General features: G+C 64.9%; 15 protein-coding genes and 1 riboswitch. Of the genes, 6 read left to right on the top strand and 9 right to left on the bottom strand.

The features are described from left to right. Nucleotides 1-9: 9 nt before the first annotated feature. From AB0362_RS01230 to mqo, 3 genes are all read right to left on the bottom strand, one after another. Nucleotides 10-1,965: a magnesium chelatase subunit D family protein gene (locus AB0362_RS01230; protein ID WP_317809391.1), complete on the bottom strand. Its 1,956-nt coding sequence runs from the start codon at nucleotides 1,963-1,965 to the stop codon at nucleotides 10-12. A 40-nt stretch (nucleotides 1,966-2,005) separates the two neighbouring features. Continuing rightward, a riboswitch (cobalamin riboswitch) is annotated at nucleotides 2,006-2,157 on the bottom strand. 51 nt (nucleotides 2,158-2,208) lie between these two features. Continuing rightward, nucleotides 2,209-2,685, bottom strand: a complete 477-nt coding sequence (locus AB0362_RS01225) for a GNAT family N-acetyltransferase (RefSeq protein ID WP_068050238.1) — start codon at nucleotides 2,683-2,685, stop codon at nucleotides 2,209-2,211. A gap of 11 nt (nucleotides 2,686-2,696) precedes the next feature. Continuing rightward, a complete protein-coding gene (gene mqo, locus AB0362_RS01220; protein WP_283346993.1) occupies nucleotides 2,697-4,217 on the bottom strand; it encodes a malate dehydrogenase (quinone) in 1,521 nt (506 codons plus the stop codon). A 192-nt stretch (nucleotides 4,218-4,409) separates the two neighbouring features. Here mqo and AB0362_RS01215 point away from each other — a divergent pair, with 192 nt between their 5' ends. Together AB0362_RS01215 and mtr are read left to right on the top strand one after the other, a co-directional pair. Further along, nucleotides 4,410-5,450, top strand: a complete 1,041-nt coding sequence (locus AB0362_RS01215) for an alpha/beta hydrolase (protein WP_317809388.1) — start codon at nucleotides 4,410-4,412, stop codon at nucleotides 5,448-5,450. Next, nucleotides 5,447-6,832, top strand: a complete 1,386-nt coding sequence (mtr, locus tag AB0362_RS01210) for a mycothione reductase (protein ID WP_317809387.1) — start codon at nucleotides 5,447-5,449, stop codon at nucleotides 6,830-6,832. Before AB0362_RS01215 ends, mtr begins: the two co-directional genes overlap by 4 nt. A gap of 6 nt (nucleotides 6,833-6,838) precedes the next feature. Here mtr and AB0362_RS01205 read toward each other — a convergent pair whose 3' ends face one another. After that, nucleotides 6,839-7,405, bottom strand: a complete 567-nt coding sequence (locus tag AB0362_RS01205; RefSeq protein WP_317809386.1) for an alpha/beta hydrolase — start codon at nucleotides 7,403-7,405, stop codon at nucleotides 6,839-6,841. A gap of 106 nt (nucleotides 7,406-7,511) precedes the next feature. On the opposite strand from AB0362_RS01205, the gene AB0362_RS01200 reads away from it, so the two are divergent. From AB0362_RS01200 to AB0362_RS01190, 3 genes are read left to right on the top strand one after another with little or no spacing between them, the layout of a single operon-like run. Next, nucleotides 7,512-7,874: a GntR family transcriptional regulator gene (locus tag AB0362_RS01200; protein WP_317809476.1), complete on the top strand. Its 363-nt coding sequence runs from the start codon at nucleotides 7,512-7,514 to the stop codon at nucleotides 7,872-7,874. After that, nucleotides 7,871-8,788: an ABC transporter ATP-binding protein gene (locus AB0362_RS01195; protein ID WP_317784189.1), complete on the top strand. Its 918-nt coding sequence runs from the start codon at nucleotides 7,871-7,873 to the stop codon at nucleotides 8,786-8,788. The genes AB0362_RS01200 and AB0362_RS01195 overlap by 4 nt, the downstream gene beginning before the upstream one ends. Next, nucleotides 8,785-9,480, top strand: coding sequence for an ABC transporter permease (locus AB0362_RS01190; protein WP_317809384.1), 696 nt, complete (start codon nucleotides 8,785-8,787; stop codon nucleotides 9,478-9,480). Before AB0362_RS01195 ends, AB0362_RS01190 begins: the two co-directional genes overlap by 4 nt. On the opposite strand, the gene AB0362_RS01185 is transcribed toward AB0362_RS01190, so the two are convergent. Both AB0362_RS01185 and map read right to left on the bottom strand, forming a co-directional pair. Beyond that, nucleotides 9,464-10,993: a cobyric acid synthase gene (locus AB0362_RS01185; RefSeq protein WP_317809475.1), complete on the bottom strand. Its 1,530-nt coding sequence runs from the start codon at nucleotides 10,991-10,993 to the stop codon at nucleotides 9,464-9,466. The two genes, AB0362_RS01190 and AB0362_RS01185, sit on opposite strands and share 17 nt — an antisense overlap. A 20-nt stretch (nucleotides 10,994-11,013) precedes the next feature. Further along, nucleotides 11,014-11,889: a type I methionyl aminopeptidase gene (map, locus tag AB0362_RS01180; RefSeq protein WP_149405988.1), complete on the bottom strand. Its 876-nt coding sequence runs from the start codon at nucleotides 11,887-11,889 to the stop codon at nucleotides 11,014-11,016. 139 nt (nucleotides 11,890-12,028) lie between these two features. On the opposite strand from map, the gene AB0362_RS01175 reads away from it, so the two are divergent. After that, a complete protein-coding gene (locus AB0362_RS01175) occupies nucleotides 12,029-12,901 on the top strand; it encodes a helix-turn-helix transcriptional regulator (protein ID WP_317784185.1) in 873 nt (290 codons plus the stop codon). A 21-nt stretch (nucleotides 12,902-12,922) separates the two neighbouring features. Here AB0362_RS01175 and AB0362_RS01170 read toward each other — a convergent pair whose 3' ends face one another. From AB0362_RS01170 to ispG, 3 genes are all read right to left on the bottom strand, one after another. Further along, nucleotides 12,923-14,737, bottom strand: a complete 1,815-nt coding sequence (locus AB0362_RS01170) for a penicillin-binding transpeptidase domain-containing protein (protein ID WP_188078638.1) — start codon at nucleotides 14,735-14,737, stop codon at nucleotides 12,923-12,925. An 82-nt stretch (nucleotides 14,738-14,819) separates the two neighbouring features. Next, complete coding sequence (locus AB0362_RS01165; RefSeq protein ID WP_068050264.1) at nucleotides 14,820-15,656, bottom strand: GNAT family N-acetyltransferase; 837 nt, start codon at nucleotides 15,654-15,656, stop codon at nucleotides 14,820-14,822. 121 nt (nucleotides 15,657-15,777) lie between these two features. Further along, nucleotides 15,778-16,917, bottom strand: coding sequence for a flavodoxin-dependent (E)-4-hydroxy-3-methylbut-2-enyl-diphosphate synthase (gene ispG, locus AB0362_RS01160; RefSeq protein WP_269593732.1), 1,140 nt, complete (start codon nucleotides 16,915-16,917; stop codon nucleotides 15,778-15,780). Between the last annotated feature and the right edge of the window lie 9 nt (nucleotides 16,918-16,926).

The raw sequence follows: 16,926 nt of genomic DNA, 5'->3' as shown, positions 1-16,926 counted from the left end.
CGAACCCCCCTACGCCGCTGCGCGAACGACGGCGGCGACCTGCTCCGCCGACAGATCCGCCAGCGCCACGTAACCGCCGCCGAGGCACGTCGCGAAATCGGCAGCGAGCCCGAGGCGCACCATTCCCGATTCGCAGTCGACGACGACGGAGGCGATCTTGTCCGACGCGATACGTCCCGCGGCGATTCGGGCCCGGCCGACGGGATCGGTGCCTCCGGTGGCACGGCCGTCGGTCAGCGCGACCACCAGTGCGCGGCGCAGTGGATCTCGAACACGCTCTCGCAGAACGAGTTCCCGTGCCTTCAGAAAGCCCTGCGCCAGTGGCGATCTGCCACCGGTCTTCATCTTCCGCAACCGGGTCACGGCCACGTCCACCGACGACGTCGGCGGCAACACCGTTTCGGCTTCCGTGCCGCGCACGGTGATCACCGCCACCTTGTCGCGGCGCTGATACGCATCGCGCAGCAGCGAGAGCACCGCACCGGTCACCGCGGACAGTCGATCTCGCGCAGCCATCGAACCCGAGGCATCGACGACGAAGACGATGAGGTTGCCCTCGCGTCCCTCCTTGATCGCGCCCCGCAGATCCGCAGGCTCGAGCTTCAACCGGCCGGAGGTGCGGCCGCGGACGACCTGCTGCTCGGCCGCGGCGAACAGGGTGCCCACCAGGTGCAGGCCCTTGCCCGCCTCGACGGTGGGACGTACCGATCGTCCGTGCGCGGACCGTGACCGCGAGCGTCGACCAGGCGCACCCTCGCCCACTCCGGGAACCTCGAGCAACCGTGCTCTGAACTGTGCTCCCGGAGTACCTGCCTGTTTCTCACTGCCGGTACCCGAGGGCGGCGGTGGTTGCGCCGAATCCTCGTGCGAATCGGAGGACTGTGTGTCGGAGGGCTGCGTATCGGAGGGTTGGGACTGGGAGGCATCGTCGGGAGCCTCGGGATCGGGAGCTCCCCCACCGCCGTCGGGGTCGGGATCCGGATCCGGCTGCTGCTCGGCCTGTTCGGCCGCGTCCCGCATGGCGTCGTCCAGTTGCTTGTCGTCGATGCCCGGCTCGTCGAAGGGATCGCGCCGACGCCGGTGCGGCAGCGCCAGTTCGGCGGCAATCCGCACGTCTTCCTCGGCCACGTCGCTTGCGCCTCGCCAGGCGGCGTGGGCGGATGCGGTGCGAGCGAGCACAAGATCGGCGCGCATACCGTCGACGTCGAAGGATGCGCAGAGCGCGGCGATACGCCGAAGTTCCTTGTCGCTCAACACCACATCGTCGAGAATCTTTCGGGCGGCCAGAATCTGCTCGGCCACTGCGATGTCCTCGTTGCGGTACTCGGCGGCGAATGCGTGCGGGTCACGCTCGTAGTTCATCCGGCGGCGGACGACGTTCATGCGAACGTCCACGTCCCGCGACGCCGTCACCTCCACTGCCAGACCGAACCGGTCGAGCAGCTGCGGGCGAAGCTCGCCCTCTTCGGGATTCATCGTGCCCACGAGAACGAATTGCGCTGGGTGGGAATGAGAGACACCGTCACGTTCGACATGCACCCGCCCCATCGCGGCCGCGTCGAGCAATACGTCGACCAGGTGATCGTGCAGCAGATTCACTTCGTCGACGTAGAGCACTCCACGGTGCGCAGCCGCGAGCAGACCGGGTTGAAACGCACGTTCGCCGTCGCGCAGAACCTTCTCGAGGTCGATGGACCCCACCACTCGATCCTCGGTTGCCCCCACCGGAAGTTCGACGAGCTTCGCCGGACGCGAGCCGTCCTCGTCCTCCACGGCGGGCAGCAGTGCCGCGAGTGCGCGCACCACCGTCGATTTCGCGGTGCCCTTCTCTCCTCGCACCAGTACACCGCCGATACCGGGGTGCACGGCACACAGAATCAGCGACAACCTCAGCTGATCCTGACCGACGATCGCACTGAACGGATATCCCGGTTCGGGAACACTCCCACTTCGCTGCACAGCCAATTCCCTTCGTGCCCGGAGTTCCGCGCCGGACGTTCGGTCGAGATACGCGAAGCCGAGCGGCGATCTGGCTGACAGGGGAATCTCCTCGAGCGAAGATTCTCCTGAACACAGTGGCGGGACCGCGCCTGATTGACACAGGACTTCTCCGCGACCGACTTCGAACGGAACACTACCGCCGAACGAACGAATGCCACACACGGTAGGGCCGTGTGTGGCATTCGTTCTTCTCGTACTACAGCGAGGTCAGCTCTCGCTCCAGGCGGTGCCGCCACCCCGACGCATCGGCGTGTGCGGGATGCCGTCCTCGAGAACTTCCTCGCCGTCCGGCAGGAAGCCGTGCTTGGCGTACATGTCCACGAGGTAGCTCTGAGCGTTGATACGGCAGGGGGCCGAACCGACCTCGGCAAGCGCGGCTCGCAGAATTCGCGTGGTGTGGCCCTGTCCCCTGGCCGAGCGCTGCGTGCAGAGCCGGCCGATACGGAACGCCTTCTCGCCGTCGTCGTGCTCCTCGAGCAGGCGGAGTGTGCACACCACTTCGCCGTCCCGTTCGAGCCAGAAGTGCCGTGTCTCGGTCAGCAGGTCACGCCCGTCCAACTCCGGGTACGCACACGCCTGCTCGACCACGAACACCTCGACACGCAGCTTCAACAGGTCGTACAACGTGCTGTTGGACAGGTCTAGTGCCCATGATCGTTTGAGAGCTGCTGCTTGCGTATTCATACCTTTTGCTATCACACACCCGTGGGCTGTGCGAGCTCACGAGCATTTTCCAGTTGCAGTGTCTTGGACGTCCAGCCCCAGACCTCGTCGAACAACGAGCTGTTCTGCGCCAGCTTGACCCCCAGCGACGGGACCATTTCCTTGAGCTTGGGCTGCCACGCGTCGTACTTGTCCCCGAAGCACCGCTGCAGCACGTCCAGCATGGCCGGAACGGCGGTGGATGCGCCGGGAGAGGCACCGAGCAGTCCGGCGATGGTGCCGTCCGCTGCGTTGACCACAGCGGTGCCGAACTCGAGCACACCGCCGCGACCCTTCTTGCGGATCACCTGGACGCGCTGACCCGCGGTGACCAGCTCCCAGTTCTCGCCGAGCACCGAGGGCGCGAACTCGCGCAGCGTCTCGACACGATCTGCTTGCGACTGAGCCAGTTCACTGACCAGGTACTTGACGAGTCCGAGTTCGGTCACGCCGACCCCGAGCATCGACATCAGGTTTCCGGGCTTCACCGAGCTGGGCAGGTCGGTGATCTTGCCCTGCTTGAGGAACTTGGGCGACCAGCCGGCGTACGGGCCGAACAGCAGACCCTGCTGGCCGTTGATCACGCGGGTGTCGAGGTGCGGGACCGACATCGGCGGAGCACCGACCGAAGCCTTGCCGTACACCTTGGCCGAGTGCTGCTCGATCAGAGCTGGATCGGTGCACCGCAACCACTCGCCGCTGACCGGGAAGCCGCCGAATCCCTTGATCTCCGCGATTCCGGACTTCTGCAGCAGGTGCAGTGCGCCGCCGCCTGCGCCGACGAACACGAACTTGGCGTTGACGGTCTTCTTGACGCCGGTGCGCTGGTTGGCGACCTTGACGTCCCAGCTGCCGTCGGACTGCTTGGTGATGTTGCGCACATCGTGTCCGAAGTGCACGGTGCCGCCCGCGGACGACAGGTAGTTCAGCAGCTGCTTGGTGAGCGCACCGAAGTCGACGTCGGTGCCTTCCTGACTCCAGTTCAGGGCCACGGGATCGGAGAAGTCACGGCCCTTGGCCATCAACGGCAGTCGCGCCGAGAACTCGTCCTTGGAGTCGATGTACTCCATGCCTGCGAACAACGGGTTGCCCACGAGCGCCTCGTACCGGGCACGCAGGTACTTCACGTTCTCGGCCCCGTGCACGAAGCTCACGTGCGGAATGGGATTGATGAAGTTCTTGGCGTCGGAGAGCACACCGGTCTCGATGCCGTGTGCCCAGAACTGACGCGACACCTGGAACTGCTCGTTGACGTTGAGCGCCTTGGCGATATCGACGCTGCCGTCCTTGTTCTGCGGCGTGTAGTTCAGTTCGCACAGTGCCGAGTGGCCGGTGCCAGCGTTGTTCCACGCGTCGCTGCTCTCGGCCGCGGCCGCGTCGAGCCGCTCGTAGACGTCGATCGACCAGTTCGGCTCGAGCTGACGGAGCAGCGCACCGAGGGTGGCGCTCATGATTCCGGCACCGACCAGAACGACGTCGGTCTTGATCCGCTTACCCTGCTCATCTTTGGACACTGGAGAATCGACTTCCTTGTCTGTGGAGGTCTCGGCCGGTGGCGGTATCGACCGGAGAACTCTGCTGTAGAGGGCTGCTTCACCCGATGCGGTCAGGTTACTAGCTGGGCCTACCCCGTCGGACACCACGTCAACCCGGTTCCGATTGTGCTCCTCGGACGCCGCCCGCGGTGCCCACTACAGTTGTGATCTGTGACTACCTGGGTGCCCGACGTCCTCGGCGACGGCTACGAACAGACGACCATTCCACTCGGCAACGATCCGGACGGCGAAGGGCAGGTCGAGGCCACTCTCGTGCGGTACCAACCGCCCGGTGCCGCCAACTTCGAGCGTTCGGTGATCTACGTCCACGGTTTCACCGACTACTTCTTCCAGCGCCACATCGCCGAGCACTTCGCAGCGCAGGGATACGCCTTCTACGCCCTGGACCTGCGTAAATGCGGACGCTCGCGCCGCGAGGGCCAGACCGCACACTTCGTGACCGATCTGGCGATGTACGACGCCGAGCTGAACGAGGCTCTCGCCCTGGTCCGCGCGGAACGCCCGGGTGCCCCGGTCCTGCTCATGGCGCACTCGACCGGCGGGCTCGTGCTGCCGCTGTGGCTGAACCGTCTCAACCGTCAGGAGGGCGGATCGGCCGGGCTGGGCCTGTCGGGTGTGGTCCTCAACAGCCCGTGGCTCGACCTGCAGGGGCCACCTGCCATCCGCAGCGTCGGTACCGCCGCGATCGACGTCATCGGCAGGTTCCGGTCCAAGGCACAGGTTCCCGGCGGCGGGCTCGATACGTACGGGTTGTCGCTCGCGGCATCGGAGAACGGCGAGTGGGACTACGACCTCGACTGGAAGCCCTTGGCAGGCTTCCCCATCACCTTCGGGTGGATTCGCGCCGTCCGCCACGGACACGCCGAACTTCATCGCGGCCTCGACATCGGTATCCCCGCACTGATTCTGCGCTCCAAGGTGACGCACTTCTCGCGCCGATACAGCTCCGCGGTCGACGCCGCAGACGCCGTACTCGACGTTCGCCAGATCGCGCGCTGGGCGGGCTGCCTGGGCGACCGCACCACGATCGTGCCCATCGAGGGAGCCCGCCACGACGTCTTTCTGTCCACCGAGACTCCACGCGCTCGGGCCTTCGAGGAAATGGACGAGTGGATCGAGTGGTTGCACCGAAGCGAGAGCACCGACCACGCGTCGGGCAAGGACCACACCGAGAGCGGGCACATTTCATGACCGAGCATTTCGACGTCGCGATCATCGGCTCCGGATCCGGCAACTCGATCGCCGATTCGCGCTTCGAAGACAAGAAGATCGCTCTGATCGAGGAGAACTCTACCTTCGGCGGCACCTGCCTCAACGTCGGCTGCATCCCCACCAAGATGTTCGTCTACGCCGCCGAGGTTGCGCGGACGGTACGCGATTCCTCGAAATACGGTGTCGACGCCCACGTGGACGCTGTGCGCTGGCCGGACATCGTCGATCGCGTCTTCGGCCGCATCGACCCGATCTCGGAGGGCGGCAAGCGTTACCGCGCCGAAGGCAGCCCGAATCTCACCCTGTTCGAGGGTCACGCACGCTTCGTCGGCCCGCGCACCATCGACACCGGCACCGGCACCGTGATCACCGCCGACCAGATCGTCGTCGCCGCCGGATCGCGTCCGACGGTGCCGCAGTCCATCGCCGATTCGGGTGTCACGTACCACACCAACAGTGATGTGATGCGTCTCCGCGAGCTACCCGAGCACCTGGTGATTCTCGGATCCGGTTACATCGCAGCAGAATTCGCGCACGTCTTCTCTGCTCTCGGCTCCAAGGTGTCGATAGTGGCCCGCAAGGACACCTTGCTCCGCGCACTGGACGCCGACATCTCGAAGCGATTCACCGAGCTCGCCCGCGCCAAGTGGGACGTCCACCTCGACTCCGGCGAGACCACTCCCCTGTCCGAGGGCGGGTTGCACGGGGTCCAACTCGCCGACGGCACCAAGGTCCTCGGCGATGCGTTCCTCGTCGCCGTGGGCCGCGAGCCCAACGGAGACCGTCTCGATCCGGCTGCGGCAGGCATCGAGCTCGATGACGAAGGCCGCATCGTGGTGGACGAATTCGGCCGCACCACGGCCGAGGGAGTGTTCGCCCTCGGCGACGTATCGTCTCCGTACCAACTCAAGCATGTGGCCAACCAGGAAGCTCGCGTCGTTCAGTACAACCTGCTGCAGGATGCGTGGCACGGCGACACCTCGACGCTACGGAAGAACGACCATCGGTTCGTTCCCGCGGCGGTGTTCACCGATCCTCAGATCGCCGAGGTGGGCATGACCGAAGAGCACGCCCGCGACGCCGGCCTGGACATCACCGTCAAGGTCCAGAACTACGGAGATGTCGCCTACGGCTGGGCCATGGAGGACAGCGAAGGTCTGTGCAAGATCATCGCCGAGAAGGGCACCGGGAAGATCCTCGGCGCGCACATCATCGGCGCACAGGCCCCCACGTTGATCCAGCCACTCATCCAGGCCATGAGCTTCGGTTTGTCCGCTCAGGACATGGCCCGCGGTCAGTACTGGATCCACCCAGGTCTTCCCGAGGTGGTCGAGAACGCTCTCCTGGGACTCGAACTGTAGTTCCGGTTACCAGGGGCTGGTGCGGAGCACGATCTCGGTGGCCAGCGCAGCCGGCTCGTCGGCGACGACATTCGCGCTGCCGTCGAGTTGGACCACGCGGAAGTCCGCGTAGACGAACCGTCCGCTCGCGTCGGCGGATGCGCGGCCCAGCGAGGACCCGACGACCAATGTCGTCGGCAGCTCGACCGGGGGGCAATCCGCGCCGCGTACGGTTCCCTGCTCGTCCGCGATCGCGGGGTGGCACCGGTTCACCGCGATCAGACTGGCGAAGCGTCCGAAGGTCTTGGCAGCCAACGTCCATGCCGACTCCGCACCCGCTCCGCTGCCGACGAGGTGCACCCACGACAGCTTCAGCTCGTCGAGAACCGTCAGGATTGCCTCGTCGCTGACCCCCTCGATGCTCTCCAGCGCAACAGTTTTCAGATCCGAATTGTGCAACCGTTCACTGACGGCGTCGTAGACATCCACCGGATCGCCTGCATCGGGAAGCAAGAGAACGGCGTGCCTGCTGTCCGGGCCTGCGACTCGCACCGAACATTGCCCACCCGCAGCACTCACATGCGTGAACTCCATGGGGACGACGGTACTGCCTCTTGCGCCGACCACGCGTCGGTTCTATGGTTAGTTACATGAGTAATGAACCACTGAGGCAAGCAACCTCGACGCACCGGCGGCGGTTCTGATGGACGAGGGCAGGCCTATCTTCCTGCAGATTGCCGAGATGATCGAGAACTCGATCATCGACGGCTCCCTGGCAGAGGAAGAGCAGGTCCCCTCGACCAACGAACTGGCCGCATTCCATCGAATCAACCCGGCCACCGCAGGAAAGGGACTCGCCAAGCTCGTCGCCGACGGTGTCGTCTACAAGAAACGAGGAATCGGAATGTTCGTGACCACAGGCGCTCGGGACGCTCTTCGATTCCGTCGCCGAGACCTCTTCGCTCGCCAGTACATCGATCCGCTCGTCACCGAGGCTCGCAAGCTCGGCATGGCCGTCGACGAACTCAAGACCATGCTCGACAACTGGGAGGCAGCACGATGAGCGTCCACACCCTCGACTCGTTCGACGAACCCAGCAGCATCGTTGCGTCGGCCACGCACCTGACCAAGAACTTCGGCTCGTTCACCGCGGTCGACGATGTGAGTTTCGAGATCGAACGCAACAAGATCTACGGCTTCCTCGGCCGAAACGGCGCGGGTAAGACCACCGTCATGCAGATGATGACGGCTCAAATGCGCCAGAACGCCGGGGACATCTCGGTGTTCGGACAACGTCCTTGGGAGAACCCTCACGCGCTCGGTCACGTGTGCTTCGTCAAGGAAAGCCAGAAGTATCCCGACGATCTCAAGGTCAAGCACGCCGTCTCGCACGCGTCACATGTCCTTCCACACTGGGACGGCGACTTCGCCGCCGAATTGCTGCGCGACTTCGACCTGCCCCTCGGCCGCAAGATCAAGAAGCTCTCGCGAGGAATGACGTCGGCTCTCGGAATCGTCATCGGACTCGCGTCGCGTGCGCCACTGACCTTTTTCGACGAGCCCTACTTGGGACTGGACGCGGTCTCGCGACACCTGTTCTACGACAGATTGCTGGCCGACTACGCCGAGCACCCCAGGACCGTCGTTCTGTCCACTCACCTCATCGATGAGGTCAGCGATCTCATCGAACACGTGATCCTCATCGACAAGGGCAGGATCGTGCTCGACGACGAGTCGGATGCTCTGCGCGAGAGTGCATTCGAGATCACCGGTCCTGCGCCGGCTGTCGACGAGTTCGCCGCTGCTCACCGGACCCTGCGCCGCTCCGCTCTTGGACCGAGCGTACGAACGACGATCGACGCCCGACTGACTGCACAGCAGAGATCCGACGGCCGAGCCGCAGGGCTCACCATCGAAGCTGTTCCACTGCAACAGTTGATCATCGAACGCACCACCGCCGAGGAGGCGTTGTCATGAAACGGATACTGAACGTAGCTCGCATCCACAACACTTCGTGGGCAACGACATTCGTGTGGCCGATGGCGGTTCTCGCGATCGCCTTCGTGATCAGCTTCGGCATATTTCTGGTCATCCCGACCACAGACTCCGAATACAACTTCACCGGTAGTGTCTTCTCGATCTATGGATTCGCCATGGCGTTCTACATCACCGCGATCACTCAGTGCTTTCCCTATGCCCTGGGTCTGAGCGTCACTCGCCGCGAATTCCTCACCGCCACAGCGTTGGTAGGTGTGTGCCAGTCGATTGCATTCGGCACGATCATCTACGTGCTGTCCTTGATCGAAGCAGCCACGGATGGATTCGGCCTGAAACTGAGAATGTTCGGCATCGCTCGGTACGCGACCGACAATCCGTTGGTGCAGTGGGCCGCACTCGTTACCGTCATGCTGCTCCTCGGCGGCTTCGGTGCATTCATCGGCGTCGTGTATCGACGGTTCCGCACCAACGGATTGTTCACCCTCGGACTCGGAGCGCTCGTAGTCTTCGGCGGCGGATCTGTACTCGTGACCTGGCAGAACTGGTGGCCCGACGTCGGCGACTTCTTCACCGACACACCGCGAATTCTGCTACTGGTCGTCATTCCGTTGACCATCACGGCGATACTGTCTGCGGCCAGCTGGTTCGGTCTGCTCAAAGCAACTGCGTGACAATGGTGTCGAGGCCCGGATCGACGCCGTGCTCGATGAGGTCGAGTACGGCGTCGACGTCGAGGTTGTCTTCCACCAGATCGGCCAACAGATCCAACTGCTGCTCCCGCAGTGCCGCGACCGACGTGTCGGGTGCCACCTCGAAACCCGTGCGACCCGATTTCTCCGCCACCCATGTGAGCAACGAACGACGGAAATCGTCGGACTCGAGCAATCCGTGCCAGTGGGTACCCAGAACGCTGCCGCGTAGGCTGCCTTCGGAGACACCCGACGCGGTGGTCGACAAGGCGTCGTCGCCGTTTCGTGCGACCCGGCCGTGGTGAATCTCGTAGCCCGACACGGAATTCGGGCCGAACTGCATCGACCGTCCCGCCACCTGCGCGAGTACCTTGTCGGCGGCGAACTCGATGTCGAGATCGAGCAGACCGAGACCCCGGACTGCCCCCGCTCCGGATTCGACGGTGTCGTCGATCGTTCGGCCCAACATCTGATAGCCACCGCAGATCCCCAGAACCGGAAGGCCCGCAGCACCGCGTGCCGCGATCGCATCGGCAAGACCGGTGCGTCGCAACCACTCCAGGTCCGACACGGTGGACTTACTGCCCGGAACGACCACCAGATCCACATCCTCGAGCCGGGACGGCTCGGTGACCCAGTGGACCGACACCCCGGGCTCGCAGGCCAACGCCTCGACATCGGTGGTGTTGGAGATTCTCGGCAAACGCACGGCCGCGACGCGCAACCACTGCGAGCCGTGCGGTGCACGCGGCCGCCCCACCGGAGCATCGGGAACGGTTCCGAGTGAATCCTCGGCGTCCATCCACAATCCGTCGGCGAACGGAACGACACCGTACGTCGGACGTCCCGTCAACGCGCGCAACTGATCGAGACCAGGTGCCAGCAGAGCAGGATCACCGCGGAACTTGTTGATCACGAACCCGGCGACGAGCGCCTGATCCTCCGGAGACAGCACCGCAACGGTGCCGAACAGATGAGCCAGCACTCCCCCTCGATCGATATCCCCCACCACGATCACCGGAAGAGACGCCGCCGTCGCCAACCCCATGTTGGCCAAGTCCGTGGCGCGCAGATTGATCTCGGCGGGCGAGCCGGCCCCCTCGCAGATCACCACATCGAATTCCTCACGCAGGGAGGCCAATTCGTCTGCCACCACGGCGCGCAACGACTGCCGATGCTCGATGTAGTTGCTCGCACTCACCTGCGCAACGGCCCGCCCGCGCACCACCAACTGCGAGGTCCGGTCACTCCCCGGTTTCAGCAACACCGGATTGAAGCGGACACTCGGCTCGAGACCACAGGCCGACGCCTGCATCGCCTGCGCTCGACCGATCTCACCGCCGTCGAGCGTGACCACCGAATTGTTGGACATGTTCTGCGCCTTGAACGGAGCAACCCGCACGCCCCGTCTCGCCAACATCCGACACAGCCCGGCAACCAACACACTCTTGCCTGCATCCGAAGTGGTCCCGGCGACGAGCAGCGCACCTCTCAGGACGGGACGGTTCACACCGCTCACGGCAGGGTCAGGATCTCGCTACCCGTCTCGGTCACCACGAGGGTGTGCTCGAACTGCGCGGTCCACTTCTTGTCGTGCGTGACGACCGTCCAGCCGTCGTCCCACATCTCGGCGTTGATCGTGCCCAGGTTGATCATCGGTTCGATCGTGAACGTCATACCCGGCTCGATGACGGTGTCCACCGACGGCTGGTCGTAATGCAGAACGACGAGACCGTTGTGGAAGGTGGTACCGATGCCGTGGCCGGTGAAGTCCTCCACCACGCCGTAGCCGAACCGGTGCGCGTACGACTCGATGACGCGGCCGATCACGTTGAGCGCGCGCCCCGGCTTGACCGCCTTGATGGCACGCATGGTGGCCTCGTGCGTACGTTCGACCAGCAGGCGCGCTTCCTCGGAGACGTTGCCGGCCAGGAAGGTCGCGTTGGTGTCGCCGTGGACGCCGTCGATATATGCGGTGACGTCGATGTTGACGATGTCACCGTCCTGAATCACGGTGGAATCCGGGATGCCGTGGCAGATGACCTCGTTCAGGGAGGTACAGCAGGACTTCGGAAATCCCCTGTAGCCCAGCGTGGACGGGTACGCACCGTGATCGATCATGTACTCGTGGGCAATCCGGTCCAGCTCGTCGGTGGTGATTCCCGGTGCCACCGCCCGGCCCGCTTCCTGCAGTGCCCTGGCCGCGATCTTCGACGCCACTCGCATCTTCTCGATGACCTCGGGGGTCTGGACCCAGGGCTCACTGCCTTCGGCCACGGTCGACTTCCATGCGTATTCGGGGCGCTCGATGGACTTGGGCACAGCGAGGACGGGCGATACGACGCCTGGTACGAGTGGCTGACGGGGCTTGCTCTCGGCGGTCACAGACATGACGTCCAGAGTAGTCGGCTCGTATTCGGCCCCGAACCGCAGCGCAGTGGCCTGTGCCAGTAGAAACATCGCTTGCCGTTGTGGATATGATCTGGATCACGTTCGTCGCTCGTGCATCCGACACGGGAAAGGAAGCTCCGTGGTCCATTCGAATCTGTTGCGGCCCCGTGACGGCGATGCCCTGCGCGCCGAACTGCGCCTGGTGGCAGCGGCGTCCGACGTGCCCGTCGTGTTCGGCGGCGAGGTCTCCTCGGAGACCCTGTACTTGAGTGAGTTCCACGGAACCAGAACCCGCGGCCTGGACGGACTCGCCATCCCACCCAGATCCGGCCTCGGCGGGCGAGTCATGGAACAGCGCAGGCCCGCGGCCGTGAGCGATTACGGCGCGTCGATGTCGATCACCCATCACTTCGACCGACCGGTACTCGGCGAGGGCCTCAAATCGATACTGGCGGTGCCGGTGGTCGTTGCCGGTGTGGCGCGAATAGTGATGTACGCGGCCCTACGCGAACGCGGCCCCCTCGGAGATCGCGTCGGCGACATCATGACGACCGCCGCCAGGCGTCTCGGCCAGGAGATCTCCGTGCGTGACGAGGTCGACCGCCGGATCCGTCTGCTGGCGACCACCCGCTCGATGCTCGACTCGGATCTCTCCCGCACGGCCGAACTGCGCAGCGTCCACGAGGAACTGTCCGATCTCGCCCGATCTGTCGGTGACGTGGCCATCCGGCGCAGACTCGACGCGGTCGCAGCCCGCGTGGCCGCGTCGTTCGGCCAGGAGATGCCCCACGACCCACGGACCCAGGACGTGTCGCAGTCACTGACACCACGAGAGATCGACGTGATCTCGCAAGTTGCTCTGGGCTGCACCAACATCGAGGTCGCCGCGCGTTTGTCGATCGGTGCCGAGACCGTCAAGTCATACCTGCGCAGCGTGATGCGCAAAACCGAATCGCACACTCGATACGAAGCCGTGGTGGCCTGCCGTCGACTCGGCGTTCTGCCCTCCTGAACCGGGCACACCGCCGATCGGTCAGTACCCGGGCGGCAGTTGCTCGAACATCTCTCGGGTCACCGCGACCGCATTGTCCGAGCTGCCGCCCCGCACCACGAGGGTGGCGAAGGCGATGTCTCCGCGGTAGCCGACGAACCACGAGTGCGAGCCGCCGTCGACCTCTGCTTCGCCGGTCTTGCCGTACACCTCGCCCTGGTCTGCGATGCGCTCGGCCGTACCGCTGGTCACCACCGAACGCATCATCCCGCGCAGCCCGTCGACCATCGCAGGCTCGATCTGCGGATGCTCTCCCGTGATGACGGTGTCGCGTCCGACCAGGAGGTTCGGCACCGGCGTCGAGCCATGGGCAACCGTCGCGGCGGCCAGGGCCATACCGAACGTCGACACGACCACTCTGCCCTGACCGAAGCCGTCCTCGGTGCGCTGGACGAGCTCCTCGGCCGGGGGTACCGAGCCGGAGTCGGTCGGCAGCCCGACGACGTCGTAGTCCGGCCCGACGCCGAACTGGGATGCCGCCACGGTCAATGCATCCGGTGCCATCTCGCTGGCCAGCTTGGCGAACGAGGTGTTGCACGAGCGAGTGAACGCAGTACTCATCGTCACGTCACCCAGTGCGAACTCGTTGTAGTTGGGCACACTGCGCTCACCGATCACGATTCGACCCGGACACGGGACGGTGCTGCCCGGAGACGCGAGTCCGCTCGAGATGGCGGCACCGGCGGTGATGATCTTGAAGGTCGATCCGGGTGGGTAGAGGCCGGCCGACGCGACCGGTCCGTCCCGATCGGCAGCCGGGTTCTGTGCCACCGCCAGAATCGCCCCGGTCGACGGCTGGATGACGACCGTCATCGCCTGCTCGGTGCGTGCGTTCACCGCACGCTGCGCGGCGACCTGAATGTTGCGATCGAGACTGATGGAGAACGACGGAGAGGGCTCCGGCGGAGTGTCGGTGAGGACATCGATGTCGACGCCGTTGCGATTCGTGGTGACCACACTCCACCCCGCCTTGCCGTCGACCTCGTCGATGACGGCCTTCTTGACCTGGCCGACCAGGTCCGGCGCGAACGTGGGGTCGGTGGACACCAGATCCGATTCGTCGGATGCGGTCACTCCCGGGATCTCGGTCAGCGCGGCCGAGATGGGCTGGTAGTCACTGTCTCGAAGCAACGCCACCGGATAGTCGCCGTCGACAGAGGTGGCGGATTCGACGATGGACTGCGCGGTGATGGACGCATCGAACGGCGTCAGCAACGTCGACAGCGCCGTCGCCGAGGCCACCACATTGTTCGCATCGGCCGCGTCGAACTTGATTCGGTGCACCACCCCGGGCACCAACACATCGGTCCCGGAGCGCTCGTTGACTCGTGCGCGAGGAGCCGCCGTGGATCGCAAGGACATCGTCTGAGTGTCACCGAGCTTGGGATGGATGTCCGACGCCGTCCAGCGCACCACCCACTCGCCCTCGCTGCGACCCATGTTCAGCTGACCGTCGTACGTCCACACCCGATCCTTCGGCAGCTGCCACGTGTATTTGTAGCCGACTGTGGCGGTGTCACCGTCGACCTGCACCGACGTCGTCTCCGCTTCCAGAGCCTCGGCCTGAAGATTGGTCCACGCCTCGGTCAGTGCCGTGGCCGCCGCGTCGGGCTTGTCGGTGTCCGCGGCCGCGGCGGCGATGTCATTGGACTCGAACGCGGCCAGAAAAGCCTGGGCAGCCGGCTCCGGGCCGTCGGGCTTGGGGGTACATCCGGCGAGGGCGGCAGCAACGACGGCTGCGACCACCGATACCGCGCCGATCCGATACCGCACTTCGGTTGCACCACGTGATCTCATTGCGCCCCATAGTAATAGGGCGCTGCCTCCGGCTGCGGCAACGAATCGCGGTTCGGCACAACCCGTTCGAGCGACGGCCGATCTAGTCGAGGAGCACGGTCGTGAAGGTCGCCACCTGGGTCAGACCGATCTTCGCGTACGCCCGTCTGGCGACGTAGTTGAAACTGTTGACGTAGAGGCTTGCGGTGCGGCCCTGGCGGACCACCGAGTTCACCACCGCTGCGGTACCGGACGCACCGAGACCGTGCCCGCGCCGATCGGGGTGAACCCATACCCCCTGGATCTGCCCCACCGTCGCCGACTGCGACCCGATCTCGGCCTTGAACACCACCCGACCGTCCTCGAATCGAGCCCACGCACGCTGCGCGGCAATCAGACTCGAGATCCGTCGCCGGTATCCGCGGCCGCCGTCGTTCTGCCTCGGGTCGACTCCGACTTCCTCGATGAACATGGCCACGGCCGCAGTCAGATACACGTCCAGTTCCTCTGGGCGAACGAGACGTACGTGTGGATCGGGGGTGACGGACGATCGAACCGACGTGGCCAGCAGTGGCTGCTCACCGCGAACCTCACGAGCCGGGCCCCAGTCGGTTTCGAGCATCTCCCACAGCGGCAGTGTCAGTTCGGCTCGACCGACCAGCGAGGAACACAGCCGTGGACCGCGACATGCGCGGTCGGCGAACGACCGCAGATCGTCACTCGATCCGAGCAGAGGGACAAGGTTGGCTCCGTAGAAACACAACGATTCGTCCGGTCCGCCCCGGCTCCACATCTCACCGTGAAACGACCTCGGATCCAGTCCGGATTCCTGCACCCTGGCGGCGACCATGCAGGTGGCAACCGGGTCGGCATCGAGCACCCGTAAGACATGCGCCACGTCTCGATTACCGAGAGGCTTCGCACCGAGGAGCTTGAGCACCTGCCGACCTCCTGACCCACCTACCGCATACACACCGACCGAGCGTGTAGCGAATCATTCCAGAGAACCTGTTCCCTCGGTGGCAGAGCGGCAAACCGGACACCGACCGGATCGATCATCCTCAGCTGACCGTGACCACCGGAGCGCCGCCGTCTGCGGTCTCATCCTTCTCGAATTCCTCGGCGATGCGCATTGCTTCCTCGATCAAGGTCTCCACGATCTGAGCCTCGGGCACGGTCTTGATGACCTTGCCCTTGACGAAGATCTGGCCCTTGCCGTTGCCCGACGCCACGCCGAGGTCGGCGTCGCGCGCCTCGCCCGGGCCGTTGACGACGCATCCCATGACGGCGACGCGCAGCGGAATTTCCATGCCCTCCAGGCCTGCGGTGACCTCGTCGGCGAGGGTGTACACGTCGACCTGCGCGCGTCCGCACGACGGGCAGGAGACGATTTCGAGCTTGCGGGGACGCAGGTTGAGCGACTGCAGAATCTGGTTACCGACCTTGATCTCCTCGGCCGGCGGAGCCGACAGGGAGACGCGGATGGTGTCGCCGATTCCACGGGACAGCAGTGCGCCGAAGGCCACCGAGGATTTGATGGTGCCCTGAAAGGCGGGGCCGGCCTCGGTGACGCCGAGGTGCAGCGGGTAGTCGCACTGCGCGGCCAGCTGCTCGTACGCGGCGACCATGATGACGGGGTCGTTGTGCTTGACGGAGATCTTGATGTCACCGAATCCGTGTTCCTCGAACAGGCCCGCCTCCCACAGCGCGGACTCCACGAGGGCCTCCGGTGTCGCCTTGCCGTACTTCTTCATCAGGCGAGGGTCGAGCGAACCGGCATTGACGCCGATGCGGATCGGAATGTTCGCGTCACCGGCGGCCTTGGCGACTTCCTTGACCCGGCCGTCGAATTCCTTGATGTTCCCCGGGTTGACGCGCACAGCGGCGCACCCTGCGTCGATCGCGGCGAAGATGTACTTGGGCTGGAAGTGGATGTCGGCGATCACCGGAATCTGACTCTTCTTGGCGATGATCGACAGCGCATCCGCGTCGTCCTGTGTGGGGCATGCCACACGCACGATGTCGCAGCCCGACGCCGTCAGTTCGGCGATCTGCTGCAGAGTGGCGTTGATGTCGTGGGTCTTGGTGGTTGTCATCGACTGCACCGAGATGGGGCTGTCGCTGCCCACTCCCACCGACCCGACCTGGAGCTGCCTGGTCTTTCGACGCGGCGCGAGTACCGGTACCGGCGGTGCCGGCATTCCCAATCC

It is taken from the genome of Rhodococcus sp. NPDC079359, from assembly GCF_040702585.1.
Classification (GTDB): domain Bacteria; phylum Actinomycetota; class Actinomycetes; order Mycobacteriales; family Mycobacteriaceae; genus Rhodococcoides.
The sequence above is the reverse complement of the archived record's forward strand: the minus strand, read 5'-3'. Positions and strand labels throughout refer to the sequence as shown.